The sequence below is a fragment of the Variovorax sp. P4_D9 genome (assembly GCF_056401695.1).
In genome coordinates this window covers 1-12,788 of record NZ_JBFUIU010000202.1, presented here as the reverse complement: position 1 = coordinate 12,788, position 12,788 = coordinate 1, and the positions used below count along the sequence as shown (strand labels likewise).

16 protein-coding genes and 1 pseudogene are annotated in these 12,788 nt (G+C 61.4%); 9 read left to right on the top strand and 8 right to left on the bottom strand.

Translation table 11 applies throughout. From position 1 onward, the window contains the following. Both AC1DY5_RS21725 and AC1DY5_RS21720 read left to right on the top strand, forming a co-directional pair. Positions 1-417, top strand: a pseudogene (locus AC1DY5_RS21725) (hypothetical protein); the annotation flags it as partial. Between the two features lie 889 nt (positions 418-1,306). Next, the gene (locus AC1DY5_RS21720; protein WP_478114654.1) at positions 1,307-1,780 is read left to right on the top strand and encodes a hypothetical protein; all 474 of its coding nucleotides are present in this window, start codon (positions 1,307-1,309) and stop codon (positions 1,778-1,780) included. A 179-nt stretch (positions 1,781-1,959) separates the two neighbouring features. Here the strand turns inward: AC1DY5_RS21720 and AC1DY5_RS21715 are convergent, their stop codons facing one another. Next, a complete protein-coding gene (locus tag AC1DY5_RS21715; RefSeq protein ID WP_478114652.1) occupies positions 1,960-2,637 on the bottom strand; it encodes a methyltransferase family protein in 678 nt (225 codons plus the stop codon). Between the two features lie 207 nt (positions 2,638-2,844). On the opposite strand from AC1DY5_RS21715, the gene AC1DY5_RS21710 reads away from it, so the two are divergent. Next, positions 2,845-3,054 carry a hypothetical protein gene (locus AC1DY5_RS21710; RefSeq protein ID WP_478114650.1) on the top strand — a complete coding sequence of 70 codons (210 nt, stop codon included), beginning with the start codon at positions 2,845-2,847 and terminating at the stop codon, positions 3,052-3,054. A gap of 297 nt (positions 3,055-3,351) precedes the next feature. Here the strand turns inward: AC1DY5_RS21710 and AC1DY5_RS21705 are convergent, their stop codons facing one another. After that, the gene (locus tag AC1DY5_RS21705) at positions 3,352-3,741 is read right to left on the bottom strand and encodes a methyltransferase (protein WP_478114656.1); all 390 of its coding nucleotides are present in this window, start codon (positions 3,739-3,741) and stop codon (positions 3,352-3,354) included. Between the two features lie 513 nt (positions 3,742-4,254). Here AC1DY5_RS21705 and AC1DY5_RS21700 point away from each other — a divergent pair. After that, positions 4,255-5,232: an IS5 family transposase gene (locus tag AC1DY5_RS21700; protein ID WP_478114648.1), complete on the top strand. Its 978-nt coding sequence runs from the start codon at positions 4,255-4,257 to the stop codon at positions 5,230-5,232. A gap of 154 nt (positions 5,233-5,386) precedes the next feature. Here AC1DY5_RS21700 and AC1DY5_RS21695 read toward each other — a convergent pair whose 3' ends face one another. Next, positions 5,387-5,572 (bottom strand): hypothetical protein, encoded by a 186-nt coding sequence (locus AC1DY5_RS21695; RefSeq protein WP_478114647.1) that lies wholly within the window; start codon positions 5,570-5,572, stop codon positions 5,387-5,389. Positions 5,573-5,825: 253 nt separating this feature from the next. Between AC1DY5_RS21695 and AC1DY5_RS21690 the strand changes: the two genes are divergently transcribed. Then, the gene (locus AC1DY5_RS21690) at positions 5,826-6,131 is read left to right on the top strand and encodes an NIPSNAP family protein (RefSeq protein ID WP_478114645.1); all 306 of its coding nucleotides are present in this window, start codon (positions 5,826-5,828) and stop codon (positions 6,129-6,131) included. 183 nt (positions 6,132-6,314) lie between these two features. Here the strand turns inward: AC1DY5_RS21690 and AC1DY5_RS21685 are convergent, their stop codons facing one another. Both AC1DY5_RS21685 and AC1DY5_RS21680 read right to left on the bottom strand, forming a co-directional pair. After that, positions 6,315-7,382, bottom strand: a complete 1,068-nt coding sequence (locus AC1DY5_RS21685) for a CobW family GTP-binding protein (protein WP_478114644.1) — start codon at positions 7,380-7,382, stop codon at positions 6,315-6,317. Then, positions 7,369-7,845 (bottom strand): hypothetical protein, encoded by a 477-nt coding sequence (locus AC1DY5_RS21680; protein WP_478114642.1) that lies wholly within the window; start codon positions 7,843-7,845, stop codon positions 7,369-7,371. The genes AC1DY5_RS21685 and AC1DY5_RS21680 overlap by 14 nt, the downstream gene beginning before the upstream one ends. A gap of 176 nt (positions 7,846-8,021) precedes the next feature. On the opposite strand from AC1DY5_RS21680, the gene AC1DY5_RS21675 reads away from it, so the two are divergent. Further along, positions 8,022-8,165 carry a HupE/UreJ family protein gene (locus tag AC1DY5_RS21675; RefSeq protein WP_478114640.1) on the top strand — a complete coding sequence of 48 codons (144 nt, stop codon included), beginning with the start codon at positions 8,022-8,024 and terminating at the stop codon, positions 8,163-8,165. On the opposite strand, the gene AC1DY5_RS21670 is transcribed toward AC1DY5_RS21675, so the two are convergent. After that, on the bottom strand, positions 8,113-9,189 hold the full coding sequence (locus AC1DY5_RS21670; RefSeq protein WP_478114639.1) for an ABC transporter substrate-binding protein: 1,077 nt from the start codon (positions 9,187-9,189) through the stop codon (positions 8,113-8,115). The two genes, AC1DY5_RS21675 and AC1DY5_RS21670, sit on opposite strands and share 53 nt — an antisense overlap. A gap of 132 nt (positions 9,190-9,321) precedes the next feature. On the opposite strand from AC1DY5_RS21670, the gene AC1DY5_RS21665 reads away from it, so the two are divergent. Further along, entirely contained in the window at positions 9,322-9,528 is a 207-nt protein-coding gene (locus AC1DY5_RS21665; protein WP_478114638.1) for a hypothetical protein, read from the top strand. Here the strand turns inward: AC1DY5_RS21665 and AC1DY5_RS21660 are convergent. After that, entirely contained in the window at positions 9,517-10,338 is an 822-nt protein-coding gene (locus AC1DY5_RS21660) for an alpha/beta fold hydrolase (protein WP_478114636.1), read from the bottom strand. The genes AC1DY5_RS21665 and AC1DY5_RS21660 overlap by 12 nt on opposite strands. After that, positions 10,310-10,696, bottom strand: coding sequence for a hypothetical protein (locus AC1DY5_RS21655; protein ID WP_478114634.1), 387 nt, complete (start codon positions 10,694-10,696; stop codon positions 10,310-10,312). The genes AC1DY5_RS21660 and AC1DY5_RS21655 overlap by 29 nt, the downstream gene beginning before the upstream one ends. A 923-nt stretch (positions 10,697-11,619) precedes the next feature. On the opposite strand from AC1DY5_RS21655, the gene AC1DY5_RS21650 reads away from it, so the two are divergent. Both AC1DY5_RS21650 and AC1DY5_RS21645 read left to right on the top strand, forming a co-directional pair. After that, complete coding sequence (locus tag AC1DY5_RS21650; RefSeq protein WP_478114632.1) at positions 11,620-11,961, top strand: hypothetical protein; 342 nt, start codon at positions 11,620-11,622, stop codon at positions 11,959-11,961. Positions 11,962-12,434: 473 nt separating this feature from the next. Then, entirely contained in the window at positions 12,435-12,617 is a 183-nt protein-coding gene (locus tag AC1DY5_RS21645) for a hypothetical protein (RefSeq protein ID WP_478114630.1), read from the top strand. The last annotated feature ends 171 nt before the right edge of the window (positions 12,618-12,788 follow it).

The window sequence follows — 12,788 nt, the reverse complement described above, 5'->3', positions numbered from 1 at the left end:
TCCACCCACCATGAGGATCGCAACATGCCCATTCGCATCGCATCGCTGACCCGCCGCATCGCGAAGAACGGCGCGATGCTTCACAAGGCGAAGATGGACCGCGTCCACTCGCTGGGGGCGGACCATGAGCCGTCCGAAGCAGAACAGGCGCTGGCCGAGGAGCGCCGCCTGCTCAAGGAGGAGCGTGCGAAGCGCCAAGCGCAAGCGCAGCAGCCGAGGGCGAAGGCCATCGACAAGCTGGTGAGGACGCACCACGCGCAGGCCAAGGATAAGCCCAAGGCAAAAAAGGAGCCCAAGGAGCCCAAGCAGGCCAAGGCTGGCAAGGCCCACAGGCCCTCGCGTGCCGAGAAGCACGCCGCGCAGGCGGCGGCCCTTCAGGCCGCGAGTAGAGCGCCGAAGAAGTCGGCGAAGACCTGAGAAGGCTCTCAGGCACCGCGCGGAGCGCGGACGCGCTCTTCCGAGTACAGGTGGAGTACGAATCGCCCTGCTTCAGTGTCGCGCAGGCCCGAACCTCCTCGCCGCGTCCTAACTTTGAAGGACGAGGCCGCCCAACTTTGAAACCTCGGCGCGCAAGTCGTTGATTTTCCTGGCCTTCGAGGCGTGACAATCTCGGAGGAACTCAGTTCCAAAGGGAAGAATCCTGCACGGATGATCCCTCCAGGTGAGAACGGGCATGGCGGGAGAGCGTCAAGAGCATTATTGCGGTCATTGTTGCGCAGCGAAGCAATAATCGAAACAAAGCTGGGTGGGACCCACCGCTGTGGCACGCGGTGGCATCCACCACGTCGGCGTGGGTCGACCGAGGCGCGTCGAAAGCGGCGGTGTTCGTCGCGAACGATCAATTCACCCGGAATTTCTTTGTCTTAGAAGCGAGATCCCAAGAGAGCCAGTTCGGAAGGAACTCATTCCAAATGAGCTCGTTCATAGTTAGACCGAGATTCCTTCAAGATTAAGGTCTAATTTTGACGGCGGCGCACGCAAGTGGTTGATCCGAATGAGGAAACAGCGCAAGCAGGGTGGGGCAGGGCGTGCGGGCCGTCCGAAACGCGGGGACTCGTGGTCGCCAGCCCGGAGACCAGATCACGAAGCGTGTGCTCACTGACCGCTCGACCGGCAACAATCGGCCACGACCCGTTGTTCGCGCTGGGCGCGAAAATGTGTCCATAGCAGTCGTTCGAGCGCACCGGCAGAGCCATTACTCCCCTGAGTCCAATCTTCGTGACCCGTCCAAGTTTGGAGATCTACTAGCAGAGAAGTAGCATTGAAATGTTCGACGTGCGGACAGAAAGGTGTAAGAGGAGGGCGAATGCGCAAGCGGATAATCAATCAAGATTCTCAAAATGTCGTAGCCGCTGATCAAGGATGGCTAGACTTGCAAAGCCTGGCGGAAGTTGAACTGACGTCCGAGGACCAAGCCAACCCGATCGAGGCGGCGCTGGTATCCGGCGCCGGTTTGGGCTGGCGGGCGGCACAAGCCGGGGAGCAAACGATCCGCCTATTGTTCGACGAGTCGCTGAGGGTGAGGCGTATTCAAGTACTGTTTCACGAAGATCAGCAGGCGCGCACGCAAGAGTTCGTGCTGCGGTGGTCGCCGGATGGCGGTCAATCTTACCGGGAGATTGTGCGTCAGCAATACAACTTCAGCCCGCCAGGCGTGACGCGCGAGTTTGAAGACTATGCGGTCGACCTCGCCGACGTGACGACGTTAGAACTAAGAATCGTTCCGGACATAAGTGGCGGAGATGCAAAGGCATCAGTTGCACAGTTACGCATCGCATAATCTGTAGTGACAGATTTGATCAGGTAGCCGGTGTCAGATCGTTGTTGCGCTGGACCGGCCAGCGGCCAATTGCGGTCGTTCGACCCATCGATCTGCTTGGCCACAGAGCGAATGTTGCCAATGACCCAATGCTCTACACCAACGGCGCACCGAATTCTTGTAATGGCTGGCCCCATTTCCTACCAGACATACGGAATTAGACGATGACGCACAYGGCTTGCATATTCGTTGTAGCCGGGAAGATCGCGGCGCAAGATCTTTTCCTCATCAAGAAGCCGCCAGAAAAGCACCGGCAGGATGAGCGGGACGAGGCAGATCGTGAGCCACGAGCCGAGTGCAAGCGGCATGCCGATGAAAAGCCAGACCGCGCCAGCGTACATAGGATGACGCACATACGCGTAGGGGCCGCTGTCGATCACTTTTTGATCATCCGCGACACTTATGTTGGCTGCTGCATAACTATTGACCTTCAGCACCCAGAAAATGAAGAGGAATGACAATACGATCACGATATTCCCTACAAAGGACAGGTATGCGGGCACCGGCGAGACGCCAAATCGGTAATCGAGAGGAGGCAGGATGATAAAAATAAAAAACGCGAGGATGATGAGCGACACGATGATCTTCTGCGACCATTCTTTCTCGTGCTGTGGTCCGGCATTCATGCGGCGCTCGAGAAGCGGCCTGTCGCGGAGGGCGAGATAGACGGTGAAGCCGATGGTCGAGACGGAAAAGACTGCGATAAAGAGCCAGCCTTGCCAGTATTGCCACGTGCCCGCGGGCAAGAAAATGAAGGCAGCGAATACGGCCATCCCCGCAACCCCTTGCGCGATGGCTTTCTTGTAGAGCGGATCCATAGACAAGTGAATGGTATATCCGACGCTCCACTCCGCAACGCGCCGTCAAGTGCGATCCGAACTCGGAGCGAACCTTGTTCAGTTCAGGTGAGCACGCGGCTTGCGCGGACAGATCCCGCATGACTTCTTGAACGGACGCCGAGGCGCAATTGAACGGCGTCAGGCGGGCACATCGGCATACACCTCACCCTCCCGCTATCCTTGGACATGTCCCGCAAACCTCCCGACCCGAAGCGCATCGCCCGCAGGAACCACGAGGTCCGCGTGGCCGAGGAATTCCCGCTGCCCAAGGTCGAGAGGTCGATCAAGGAGCTGGACGTGCTCAACACCGGGGCGGTGATCCTGAACGGGGTGTTCGACCTCGCGCAGATCGAGGCGATCGTGGCGCACATGAAGGCGCTGGGCGCTTCCGATTGACGGGCGCTAGTTCGCAGTCGCAATCAGCCCGGCCGTGAACACCTCTTCAGGGCCTCGGATCTCTTCACGAGAGACATCTTGTTCGAGAGTCGGCTCCGGGCCCACTGCGGAAGTTCGGCGCGCAGATACGATATTGGGCGAACGCATGCCGCATTCGCGTGCAGCCGCGACGGTGACGCCCACCGTGAAGGCAATGACAGCCAGAACTCGCGCCAACGGCAAGAATCCGCGCCAGATGAAAAACTCACCGGAAAGGCGATCTCACCGAGCGGATTCAATCTTTGCTGGCTGACGCGACTATCCTGGGAGCGCTTCGATGACTCTGACGGCAGCACTGGTCGACAAGATGCGCTTTAGTACGAAGCCGGATGCCTGAAGGATCTCTCGAAACTCCCCCGACGTCCGCACGCGGCCTCCGCCACTTCCACAGACGGCGAGCATGATGAGGTCCATCGAGGCGGTGTCCCACGAGCGGTAGGGATCGGGTTCTTCGTCGGCGGTCGGCATAACCCACTCGATGAGAAGCAAGGTCCCCCCGTCAGCAATAGCGGCCCGGCAGCGACTGAGAATCGCACGGGCCCGGTCGTCATCCATGTCGATCAGAAAATTGGAAAGGACGTATGCATCCGCGCCCGCAGGCAAGCCCTCGAGCGCATCGCCGCCGATCGCCGAACAACGATCGCTCAGGCCAGGCCGGCGGCTTCGATGTATTGCCGCGCACTCTCAACCGAAGCCGGTAAGTCGAATACGATCCCGCGTGGCCCCTGACAGGCCTGCAGAATCGAAATCACCAATGCGCCGTTGCCGCTGCCCACAATCGATGATTGTGCGAAAACGCGAGAAGTCATAGGCGGCGACGGCGGGACGATGCCTGTGCCGAGCCGCGCTCGCCATCGTGCGGTCGAACAGTGCACGGGTCTCAGGGTGCTGGGCCAGGTGCCGGTACAGCGGCTGGCCAAAAACTCTCTTGGCGGCCGATTCGCCAGACGTCGTGAAGCAGCTCGCCCCACAGAGGAAACAAGACCTCTGCGTTGAAAAGCGCGCCCTGGTGCACGTCCCCCAGATCCCCCCAAGCAGACCGCGGCTCACCAGGAAGTTGAAGATACGTTGCAACACCGCCGCGCTAAGGCAAGACTGATCAAGTCTCCTGGCCCGGCGATTGCTGTGTTGAAGGCATAGTCAACAGCGTGAGTGCCGGAAATGAAGCAGCAGACATTGGCGATGGCGGCGGACCAGGGTGCGGGATTCGAGCGATTTCGCCGTCGCACCAAGCGTGAGGACTTTCTGGACGCGATGAACGCCATCGTTCCGTGGGCTGCGTTGTGCGCAGTGATCGAGCCGCACTATCCCAAGGCCGGCAATGGGCGCCGTCCGATCGGACTGGAGCGCATGCTGCGCATTCACCTGCTGCAGCACTGGTTCAATCTGGCCGACAACGCGGTCGAGGAGGCGTTGTATGACATTGCCAGCCTGCGCCGCTTCGTGGGCATCGACCTGGGCGTCGAGCGGGTGCCCGACGAGACCACGGTGCTGAAGTTTCGGCATCTGCTGGACAAGCACGACCTGGGCAAGAAGCTGTTTGACGAAGTGGGCCAGGTGCTGCAGTCCAGCGGCATCCAGATCAAGACCGGGACGATCGTGGATGCAACGCTGATCGGCGCACCGAGTTCGACCAAGAACGCAGACAAGGCGCGAGACCCCGAGATGCACCAGACGCGCAAGGGAAGGCAATGGCATTTCGGCATGAAGCTGCACATCGGCGTGGACAGCCAGAGCGGGCTGGTGCACAGCGCCGTGGTGACGGCGGCCAACGTACACGACAAGCATCCGCTGCCTGACCTGCTGCACGGCAACGAGCGCCGCGTCTACGGCGACAGTGCGTATGCGAGCCAGAAGGAGCTGATTCGAGGCAAGGCGCCGAACGCGTTGGACTTCACCAACCAGCGCACACGCAAGGCGGGGTGCGAAGTCGATGAAGTGAAGAAGGCTAAGAACCGCAACAAGTCGAAGATTCGCGCGCGCGTCGAACATGTCTTCGCGGTGGTCAAGCGGTTGTGGGGCTTCGACAAGGTTCGGTATCGCGGACTGGCCAAGAACGCGACGCGCGCGTTTGTGACGCTGGCGATGGCCAACATCTATCTGGCGAGGCGAGTACTGTTGCCACAAATGCGTGCATAGCGAACCAGGAGCGGGCAAACAGCTCGCAGTCAGGGTCAGAACGACCCGATTGAGATGGAAATCCGCCCCACAATCGATCAGAGAGCAGTGGAAACGTCGGAATTCACGTCCCCGGCAAGCCATCACCACTGTTCAACAAAAAACAGTGGCTTGATCAGGCTTGCCCTAACCCCGGTGGTAGTCGCGATCTGACAACGTCGTTCGGCCTTTCCTTGAGCAGGTCCGCGATTCCCAGCTTCGCCATGACATAGATCACTTGGGCCGTCTGCACGCCGTAGACCATCTGCGACAGGGCCGCGAGCGCCGGCGAAACGATGTCCGGGCTACCTGATTGGCTCATGGGCATCCTCCGCTCAACGGACTCGAGGTTGCGAGGGGATCTAATCCGCGCTCAGAAAATCCGATGCGCGCTGCGCGATTGTGCCTCGTACGCACGACAGGTCGTAGCGGCCAGCGGGAGTAGCCGTCGAGGTTGGCGTCCCGAACCGCCGGGTTCGGCCAGAAGCGGGCCTGTGCGGGTCGGCTAAGATTTGTTCACATCCAGCTCGAACTCGCAGGGCCCGCCCCTGAACAGTTCAATCTCTAATTGTCAAATGGTCACCTGCTACCTCCGATACGTCATCGACCCGTTCAAGCTGAAGGAATTCGAACACTACGGCAAGCTCTGGATTCCGCTCGTCGAGAAGTTCGGCGGGCGGCATCACGGCTACTTCCTGCCATCGGAAGGAGCGAACAATATCGCGCTTGCCATGTTCACCTTTCCAAGTCTTGCGGCTTACGAGAAGTACCGCGCGACGTCCGCCAATGATTCAGAGTGCCAAGACGCATTCAAATATGCAGAAGACACGCGTTGCATCATTAGCTATGAGCGCAGCTTCTTTAGGCCTGTGTTCGAGTGACTGGGACCAGCCGGAATACTGAGCCGCTCCTTCGGGCCACAAGGAGACGTCCGCCAGCGTCTGCTTCGGGGCGACCCACCATTCGCGCGACTTGCGCAGCTGCAGGTCTCCGCACGGCGCTCATGGCATGGCGACCAAACCAACGCCGGTCCAAACTCGCGATCCCGAGATGCTCAAAGGCCATCAGCACAGGGCGATTTTTTCCGTCCTGGGAGCTCTATCACAGCATCTGTCAAAGACTTCGCGAAGCGAAGCCCCATTCACGCCATCGTGTGCACCGATGGCGACTATCCGAGTCCGGGCTTCTCTGCCATTCCATTCGTCGCCGAGCGCAATATCGACTCGTTTGCCAACGACCTGAAGGATGACCCGTCGGCCTGGCACTTCCGAAGTTCGGACCACGCCTTTGCATCTGTAGATGCTGGCCGGGAGCCGGCTTGCGGCTTCCCGAAGCGCTTTCATCGAAAGCGGCGCCTCGGTTTCGTAGCTCCACGTCCTGAAAACCTGCGAGTGATCGGTTCGATGACCGTGATGGTGATGCCGGCAAAGGGCATCATCACAGTCGGGGGGATGGCCGAACTCCGCGCTTGGAGGTGGGGCATCGAGTCGAGCGGCATCAAACCGGCCGACCGACAGCAGGATTTCCAGAGGCACCTCACCTCGGGTTGCCTGGACCAGACGATAGCGATAGAACCGGTCGTCGAGCCATGCCTTGATCTGCTCGATCTCCTCGGGGGTGACAAGATCGACCTTGTTGAGGATGAGCATGTCGGCGAATGCCACCTGGCGAAGCTTCAGTTCCATCATCTCCGGCGCGGCAAATATCTGCTCCGCATCCACGACACACATGATGCTGTCCAACCTGATGCGGTCCCGCATGTCCTCGTCCATGAACGTCAACGCAATACCGGACGGCTCGGCCACGCCGCTGGCCTCCAGCAGGATGTATTCGGGGCTCTCGTCACGCGTCACTACCTGCATCACCGCAGCGACCAGGTCGTCGCGGATGCTGCAGCAGACACAGCCGTTGGCGAGACTGATGACGTTCCCCTCGCTCTCGATGCCGACAATAAGTTCGGCATCGATGTTGATCGACCCGAAGTCGTTCACCAGCACCGCGACCCGAAGTCCGTGATCGCCGTTGAGAATGCGATTGAGCAGCGTCGTCTTGCCCGCGCCGAGAAAGCCGGTGAGCACCGTCAGGGGGATCGGCGCCGGATTGGGCTTGAGGGATTGGTCATCGAGTTGCATTCGAACTCCCTTTCGCCGTGACATCGGCCGGCCCGTCAATGATGCTTTCGCCGAGTTTGCTGAGTTGGTACTTGTAGGAGCTGACGGCGAAGAGGATCGCCACGAGAAGCAGGATCTTCCAAAGAACGAAGTCGAGTTCCGCGCCGCGATCAAACAGGATGACGACGGCGAGGGCACTGACAAAGAACAGACTCAGCTCGCCGATGAACACCAGCACGTGGCCCAGCAGGACGTTGCGTCGGAATTGCAGCCGGGGTCGCAGCCGAAATGCAAGCCAATGAGCTACCTGCATGACGATGACCACCACGGCAGTCAGAACAAAATCCATCGGTTCGGCCCCTTGCGTTCCGGGCGAGAGCAACCGCCGATAGATAGGAATTCCATCCCACATGATGGTCTGCGATCCCGCCGCCTCGGTGCCTATCAAGCACCAAAAGAGGATCTTGTCGAAGGAGGCGTTCATAGAAGAGATGTCAGGCTGCCAGGCTCGGCTCGTGTGCGAGGTCAGTAAGTTGCTCTATTCGCCCTCAAGCTTTTTGATGAGTTGCTGGAGCTTCTCCTGCTCGCTGGTGAGTTTGGTCTGCATCTCGCGGACCTTCTTCTGCACGACCTGGCGGACATCAATCTTGTAGCCGTTCGGTGCCGCAAGTGGACATCCTGCTGGCTTTGCAGTGCTTCAACGTCGGCGTGGAGGCCGGTCAACTGGCATTCATTGCAGCCGTATTCGCAGTCATGGCGGTTGCCACCGGTAGGCTTCCCAAAGCGTTGGCTGGCGGTACCTGAGGATGGCGCCGGGCGGAATGGCGGATTCGTCGAATCCATATCGACGCAGCTGATGCATGTTGAGGATGTAGGCGTTCGGGACCGCGGCAACCGGCGTCAGCGCCTCCGGCCTCTCGCCGCGCATCACGCGCGCCAGAAGCTGGGCCGTCTGCCGCGCCATCTCTTCGATCGAAGCAATGTAGCCACCCGTTGTCCCCACCTCGCGGAAGTTGCTGGCATTGCCATAGACGGGCGCAGGCGATATGGAGACGATCTCGGTCGCGGCCTCCTGCGCTACAAGCCGCTGGCCCGTACCGTCCTGCCTCAGGCCGGGGAGATAGATGATGGAGTCGACCGGCAGGCGCCGCACCCGGTCGAGAATCTCGGGCATTGGCAGCCCGGCCCAGAATTCGAACTCGACGAGTGGCTCGAGCGGCTTGAAAGCGCGGCGCAGCAGCGCTTCCCAGCCGCGATCAAACGTCGAGGTGCCCGTGATCACGACAACGCGGCGCGTGCGTGGATGGAGCCGCAGCGCCAATTCGATCGTCTTCTCGGGTTGAAGCTCGACCGGTACACCGACCACGTCCGGCGGCAGCTCCTGGCCGGTAAGCTCTTGCTTGCCAATCCAAGCGTGCACGACCGGAACGCTGGGGAGAAACTCGTCCCTGTGCTCCAGCAAAAACTTGAGTGCCGGGCCACGGACAGTCACGACCGCATCGAACCGCGTCTCCGCGTACTTCTTGCGCAGGAATTCCACCAGGTCATCCCCGTAGCCTGCTGGCCGCGGTTCATCCAGACCCAGGAACTCGTTGGAGAGCTCGACTTCGGGGCCGTAGTCGGCTCGGAGCGCCATGACGAGCGACTCGTTGAACACGGCAAGGCCGGGGAGCACGTTGCTGTCCGAATTGAGGACGAGGACGTTGCGGGACGGCTGAGCGGCGAGCGCTGGAGCGGCCGCGAGGGCCATGATAAGCACCGCGACACACCACAGCGACGCCGCAAGGCGGAAGAGTTCCACGCAAGGCGATGCGAAGCGATTGTTCATGTGAGCGACGCCGGATTGGAAGCGAATCTTAGCTCCGGGCGGCACGCGTCGGCGCCTGAAGATGGCGACAGACAAGATCAGCAGTGACCGCCGTCACGACTCTTGTGCAGGCCGTGGGTGGAGAGGTCGCGATTGGCCACCCTCGAACTGGCGAACGGCGGCTTTGTGCCTTCTTGGCGGTTGGATGTCGCTTGCGGGCCCGCCCATCCTTGTCGTTCGAAGTTCGAAGCTGCCAACATCAATCACGACGTCGCCCGTTTCGTTCCCAAGGAGGGTGACTGGCTTGCCTTGGACTTGATCGTTGAAGTTGGCGGACTCAGGCTGACATCAACAATGTGAGCTGTGGACCAACGCGTTGCGCGAGAGAAAGTTCGCCACGGCGTCGTTGACCACCTCCGGATGTGTCACGGGACCCATGTGACCCAAATCACCAAACTCGAGGACGTCGACATTGGGAAGGGTGTTCGTTAGAAGCCTGGCCACCCCCCGCGACGAGGCGGGCGACTTCCCCCCCACCATGTACAGAACTGGAATCTCCAACGCGCGAAACGCCCGCAATGGCGTAGGCTCCGAAAACAGAGCGCGAGCCCAGCCTGCGATATTGACCATGGATGCCGCGACCGGCGCTTGCCGAGCGGCGGGCATGCGGCTCCAGCTCCCCGGACCCATCCAGTAGTCGATGAATACCTGGGCCGCACCCACATGGTCGTGCGCCTCGTTTGCGCGGGCCGCATCAGCCACAGCAGAACGTATGCCGCTCGCGGCTTCGTGCCCGGGATTTTCTTCGTCGAGCAGCGCGAAGAGCGTCGGCTCATAGATCGCGACAGCGCGAACGCAGCTCGGACGGGCCAGAGCAGCCATCAACACCACCGCGGCGCCGTACGAGTGGCCGACAAGAGAAAACGGGGATCCAGCCGCCTCGAACACCGGTTCCAGCAACGTCACCTCGTCACTCAGCGTCACGATCCGATCCCGTGGCCACGCAGGGCTTTGGCCCGCGCCAAGCGAGTCCGGCGCGAAGACGTGGAAGTGCGGGGACAGGCAATCCATCAATGCGCGCCACTGCGACGAAGTACTCGCGTTCGAATGGACACACACGACACCAGGTCCGGCGCCTGCCTCACGCACATGAGGGTTCGGGTATGTCATCGGTGTTCCTTGAAGGGCCGCTCACGCGCCGCGCCATCGCGACCTCGGGTGATTGATGCGCCTGAGCCACGCTGCAGGCGAGCGGCACCTGCGCCGGATAGGGAACCGGTTGCGGAATCAAGACGACTACGATCGCGCTCGCGAAAGCGGCGATGGCGACGACCAGCGCCATCAGCGCCTTTCGCAGATCCGGCGTGGTGGCGCTGGCATTCGCCCGCGGGGTCGCTGAGATCCGCGACCTTTCCTGATGGATGCGTGTCATGGGTCGTCTCCTGAGAAGCGGTGCATCCCCTGCCTCATGGCTCAACTCGGATGAACGGCCAATCGACGGCAGCACGATGGGAAACACCAACGGCATTTCAATCTCCTGGCGCGGGCTGCGTCGCGACATCGAAGCGCTTCGACGCTCCGTTGCCAGGCCAGCGTCGCAGCAAGCGCGCTTTCGTACGCCACCAGCGCCGCGGGAGTGGCGCCGGAGACGGCGCAGCCGCGCGAATCGACCTTGATCGGGGCGCTGCCTCCCGTGTCGCGTCCCGTTCAGGCGTGTCTTCCAGGCACACTTTCCGCAGGTAGAGGTCCTCACGCAGATGGCAACCCGCGCTGCCGACCGCGATGCTCGGATACCAGGCTTGGAGCGTCGCGATAAGTGCTGAGACCTGGCGTCGGTCGAGCAGTTCGTAACGGTAGCCCGGCAAAGGAGCACGTCGGCTGATCTCGGCGATGGAAGGCCACTGCATCACGTTCTCCGAATGCGGGCCCCTATTCTTGCGTGGACGCACCCGGCTGGATGTGCGTTTTGGCACACCAGCGCAAATGTCGATTTGGCACTACGGTCATTGATTGGGGCCGGAAACCTGGGCGCGAGTTGCTCAGTTTTGGTCGAGCTCGCGCGATCGCTGCATGGTGCACAACGTCGAGTCTGCAGCGGAAGCCGCATTTCGCAGCGGGCCGACCTACCACTCAGATCGGCCAAGACCGGACCCTCATCAGGCTCGCCGAGGATGGAAAGACCTTCGACTACGGCGTAGTCGGCGTGCAAAGCGGAAGGGACCCCAGGTGCGGGCACATTGCGGCCTGGCGACTTGATGCGCTGGCACACCGCCTTTTGACCATCGAGCGCGAAGCCTCGACGACCTGATGCCTCCCGGACGGGCTTTGCCCATTTGTCGAAACTACGGCGTGAACGAACCGCGGCGAGTCGGCCATCGGTTGATCGTCTTCCCGATCTCGCGTGCTTCCGCAGATTGCCCTACGATGCGACCTAGCAACGAGGAGTAGACGATGCGGATGATCATTTGTTCATTTACCGCGATCGCACTGCTTGCAGGATGCGCAGCACCGAACACGCCGGAGGCCGAGTACGGCCCGCAAGCTGTGACCGGCGCCGCGCCCACGCAAGCGCAAACGCAAGCTGTGCCGGTCGCACACATGCCTGCATCTAGGCCCACCGGCCGGGACACCTACAACGCCGAGAAGCTCGCCAAGAACCGAGCCTGCGCCGCCCAGCCCTTGGCAAGCCTCAGTGCCAAGGGCCCCGGCTTCGAGACCTACAGCGTGCCCTGCAGCAACGGCCACTCGATCGCGATCCGTTGCGAGTTCGGCAACTGCAGGGTGCTCCAATGAGTAGCGCGCCGCTCCGAGCTCGCGTCAGGGCGTGAAACTTCCGCGCCGCGTAGCAGCGGTTGATCGCCTTGCTGATCTCGCGCGCCTCACGCTCACGTTCCAGGCRACGCGCCTCCGCGGGATCGCCGACAGTCTTCGCGGGGGCCGCTACGCAGCAAGCACCACCACGTTTGCGGATACATCGGCCCGTTCCCTTTCGCACCCCTCGGAGGGAAGCACTCGACGCCGCCCAGCAGCACGCCGCGGTCGTTCATCGCGAGCAGGCGCACCTTATCCAGCACCGGCAGCATGTAGCGCTCGCCATCGGGGCCGAGCAGCGCCCGCCATGCGGTTGCTGAAGCCCCAACGCTGCACCCGTAGCTCGCCGCTCACCGGATCGGCTTGGATGGCGTGCAAGTCGAGCCTCTCGACGGCATCGATGGAGACGGTTGCGCGCACTTGGCAAGAACACTGGATAAAGCGACAGTGTTCTCATGGGCCGCGAAATTTGGATTGCCGTCTGTGCGCACCGGCTGCAACGACAGTGGCGCACCATTGATCCCGAGCAGTTGGACGAGGTGGCCGCGGAACTGTTGCGCGACGAGCGCTTGCGAGAGATGCCGCCCGACGCTGCGGCTGTGGCGTGGCTGGGACCCGTATTGCCGGCACCGTTTTGACGGCCGAGGCCCGCCACCTGCCGATATAGCAATCTTGCTGTGGATGGCAATGAAGGACGCCGACGGAGCCCAGAACGGCTGATTCAATCGGCCGGATGTCGCCAGCGGACGCCGTCGGAATCCTCGCGCGCAAGGGTCCGAATCCCAAGCAGTATTTGGTTACATTTGGCT

Excerpts from the sequence above, each read along its gene's own strand:
- AC1DY5_RS21695 (WP_478114647.1), bottom strand. The coding sequence starts at position 5,572 with ATGAGCCAATCAGGTAGCCCGGACATCGTTTCGCCGGCGCTCGCGGCC.
- AC1DY5_RS21700 (WP_478114648.1), top strand. The coding sequence starts at position 4,255 with ATGAAGCAGCAGACATTGGCGATGGCGGCGGACCAGGGTGCGGGATTC.
- AC1DY5_RS21645 (WP_478114630.1), top strand. The coding sequence starts at position 12,435 with ATGGGCCGCGAAATTTGGATTGCCGTCTGTGCGCACCGGCTGCAACGA.
- AC1DY5_RS21680 (WP_478114642.1), bottom strand. The coding sequence starts at position 7,845 with ATGAACGCCTCCTTCGACAAGATCCTCTTTTGGTGCTTGATAGGCACC.
- AC1DY5_RS21660 (WP_478114636.1), bottom strand. The coding sequence starts at position 10,338 with ATGACATACCCGAACCCTCATGTGCGTGAGGCAGGCGCCGGACCTGGT.
- AC1DY5_RS21650 (WP_478114632.1), top strand. The coding sequence starts at position 11,620 with ATGCGGATGATCATTTGTTCATTTACCGCGATCGCACTGCTTGCAGGA.
- AC1DY5_RS21690 (WP_478114645.1), top strand. The coding sequence starts at position 5,826 with ATGGTCACCTGCTACCTCCGATACGTCATCGACCCGTTCAAGCTGAAG.
- AC1DY5_RS21670 (WP_478114639.1), bottom strand. The coding sequence starts at position 9,189 with ATGAACAATCGCTTCGCATCGCCTTGCGTGGAACTCTTCCGCCTTGCG.
- AC1DY5_RS21710 (WP_478114650.1), top strand. The coding sequence starts at position 2,845 with ATGTCCCGCAAACCTCCCGACCCGAAGCGCATCGCCCGCAGGAACCAC.
- AC1DY5_RS21685 (WP_478114644.1), bottom strand. The coding sequence starts at position 7,382 with ATGCAACTCGATGACCAATCCCTCAAGCCCAATCCGGCGCCGATCCCC.
- AC1DY5_RS21720 (WP_478114654.1), top strand. The coding sequence starts at position 1,307 with ATGCGCAAGCGGATAATCAATCAAGATTCTCAAAATGTCGTAGCCGCT.
- AC1DY5_RS21655 (WP_478114634.1), bottom strand. The coding sequence starts at position 10,696 with ATGCCGTTGGTGTTTCCCATCGTGCTGCCGTCGATTGGCCGTTCATCC.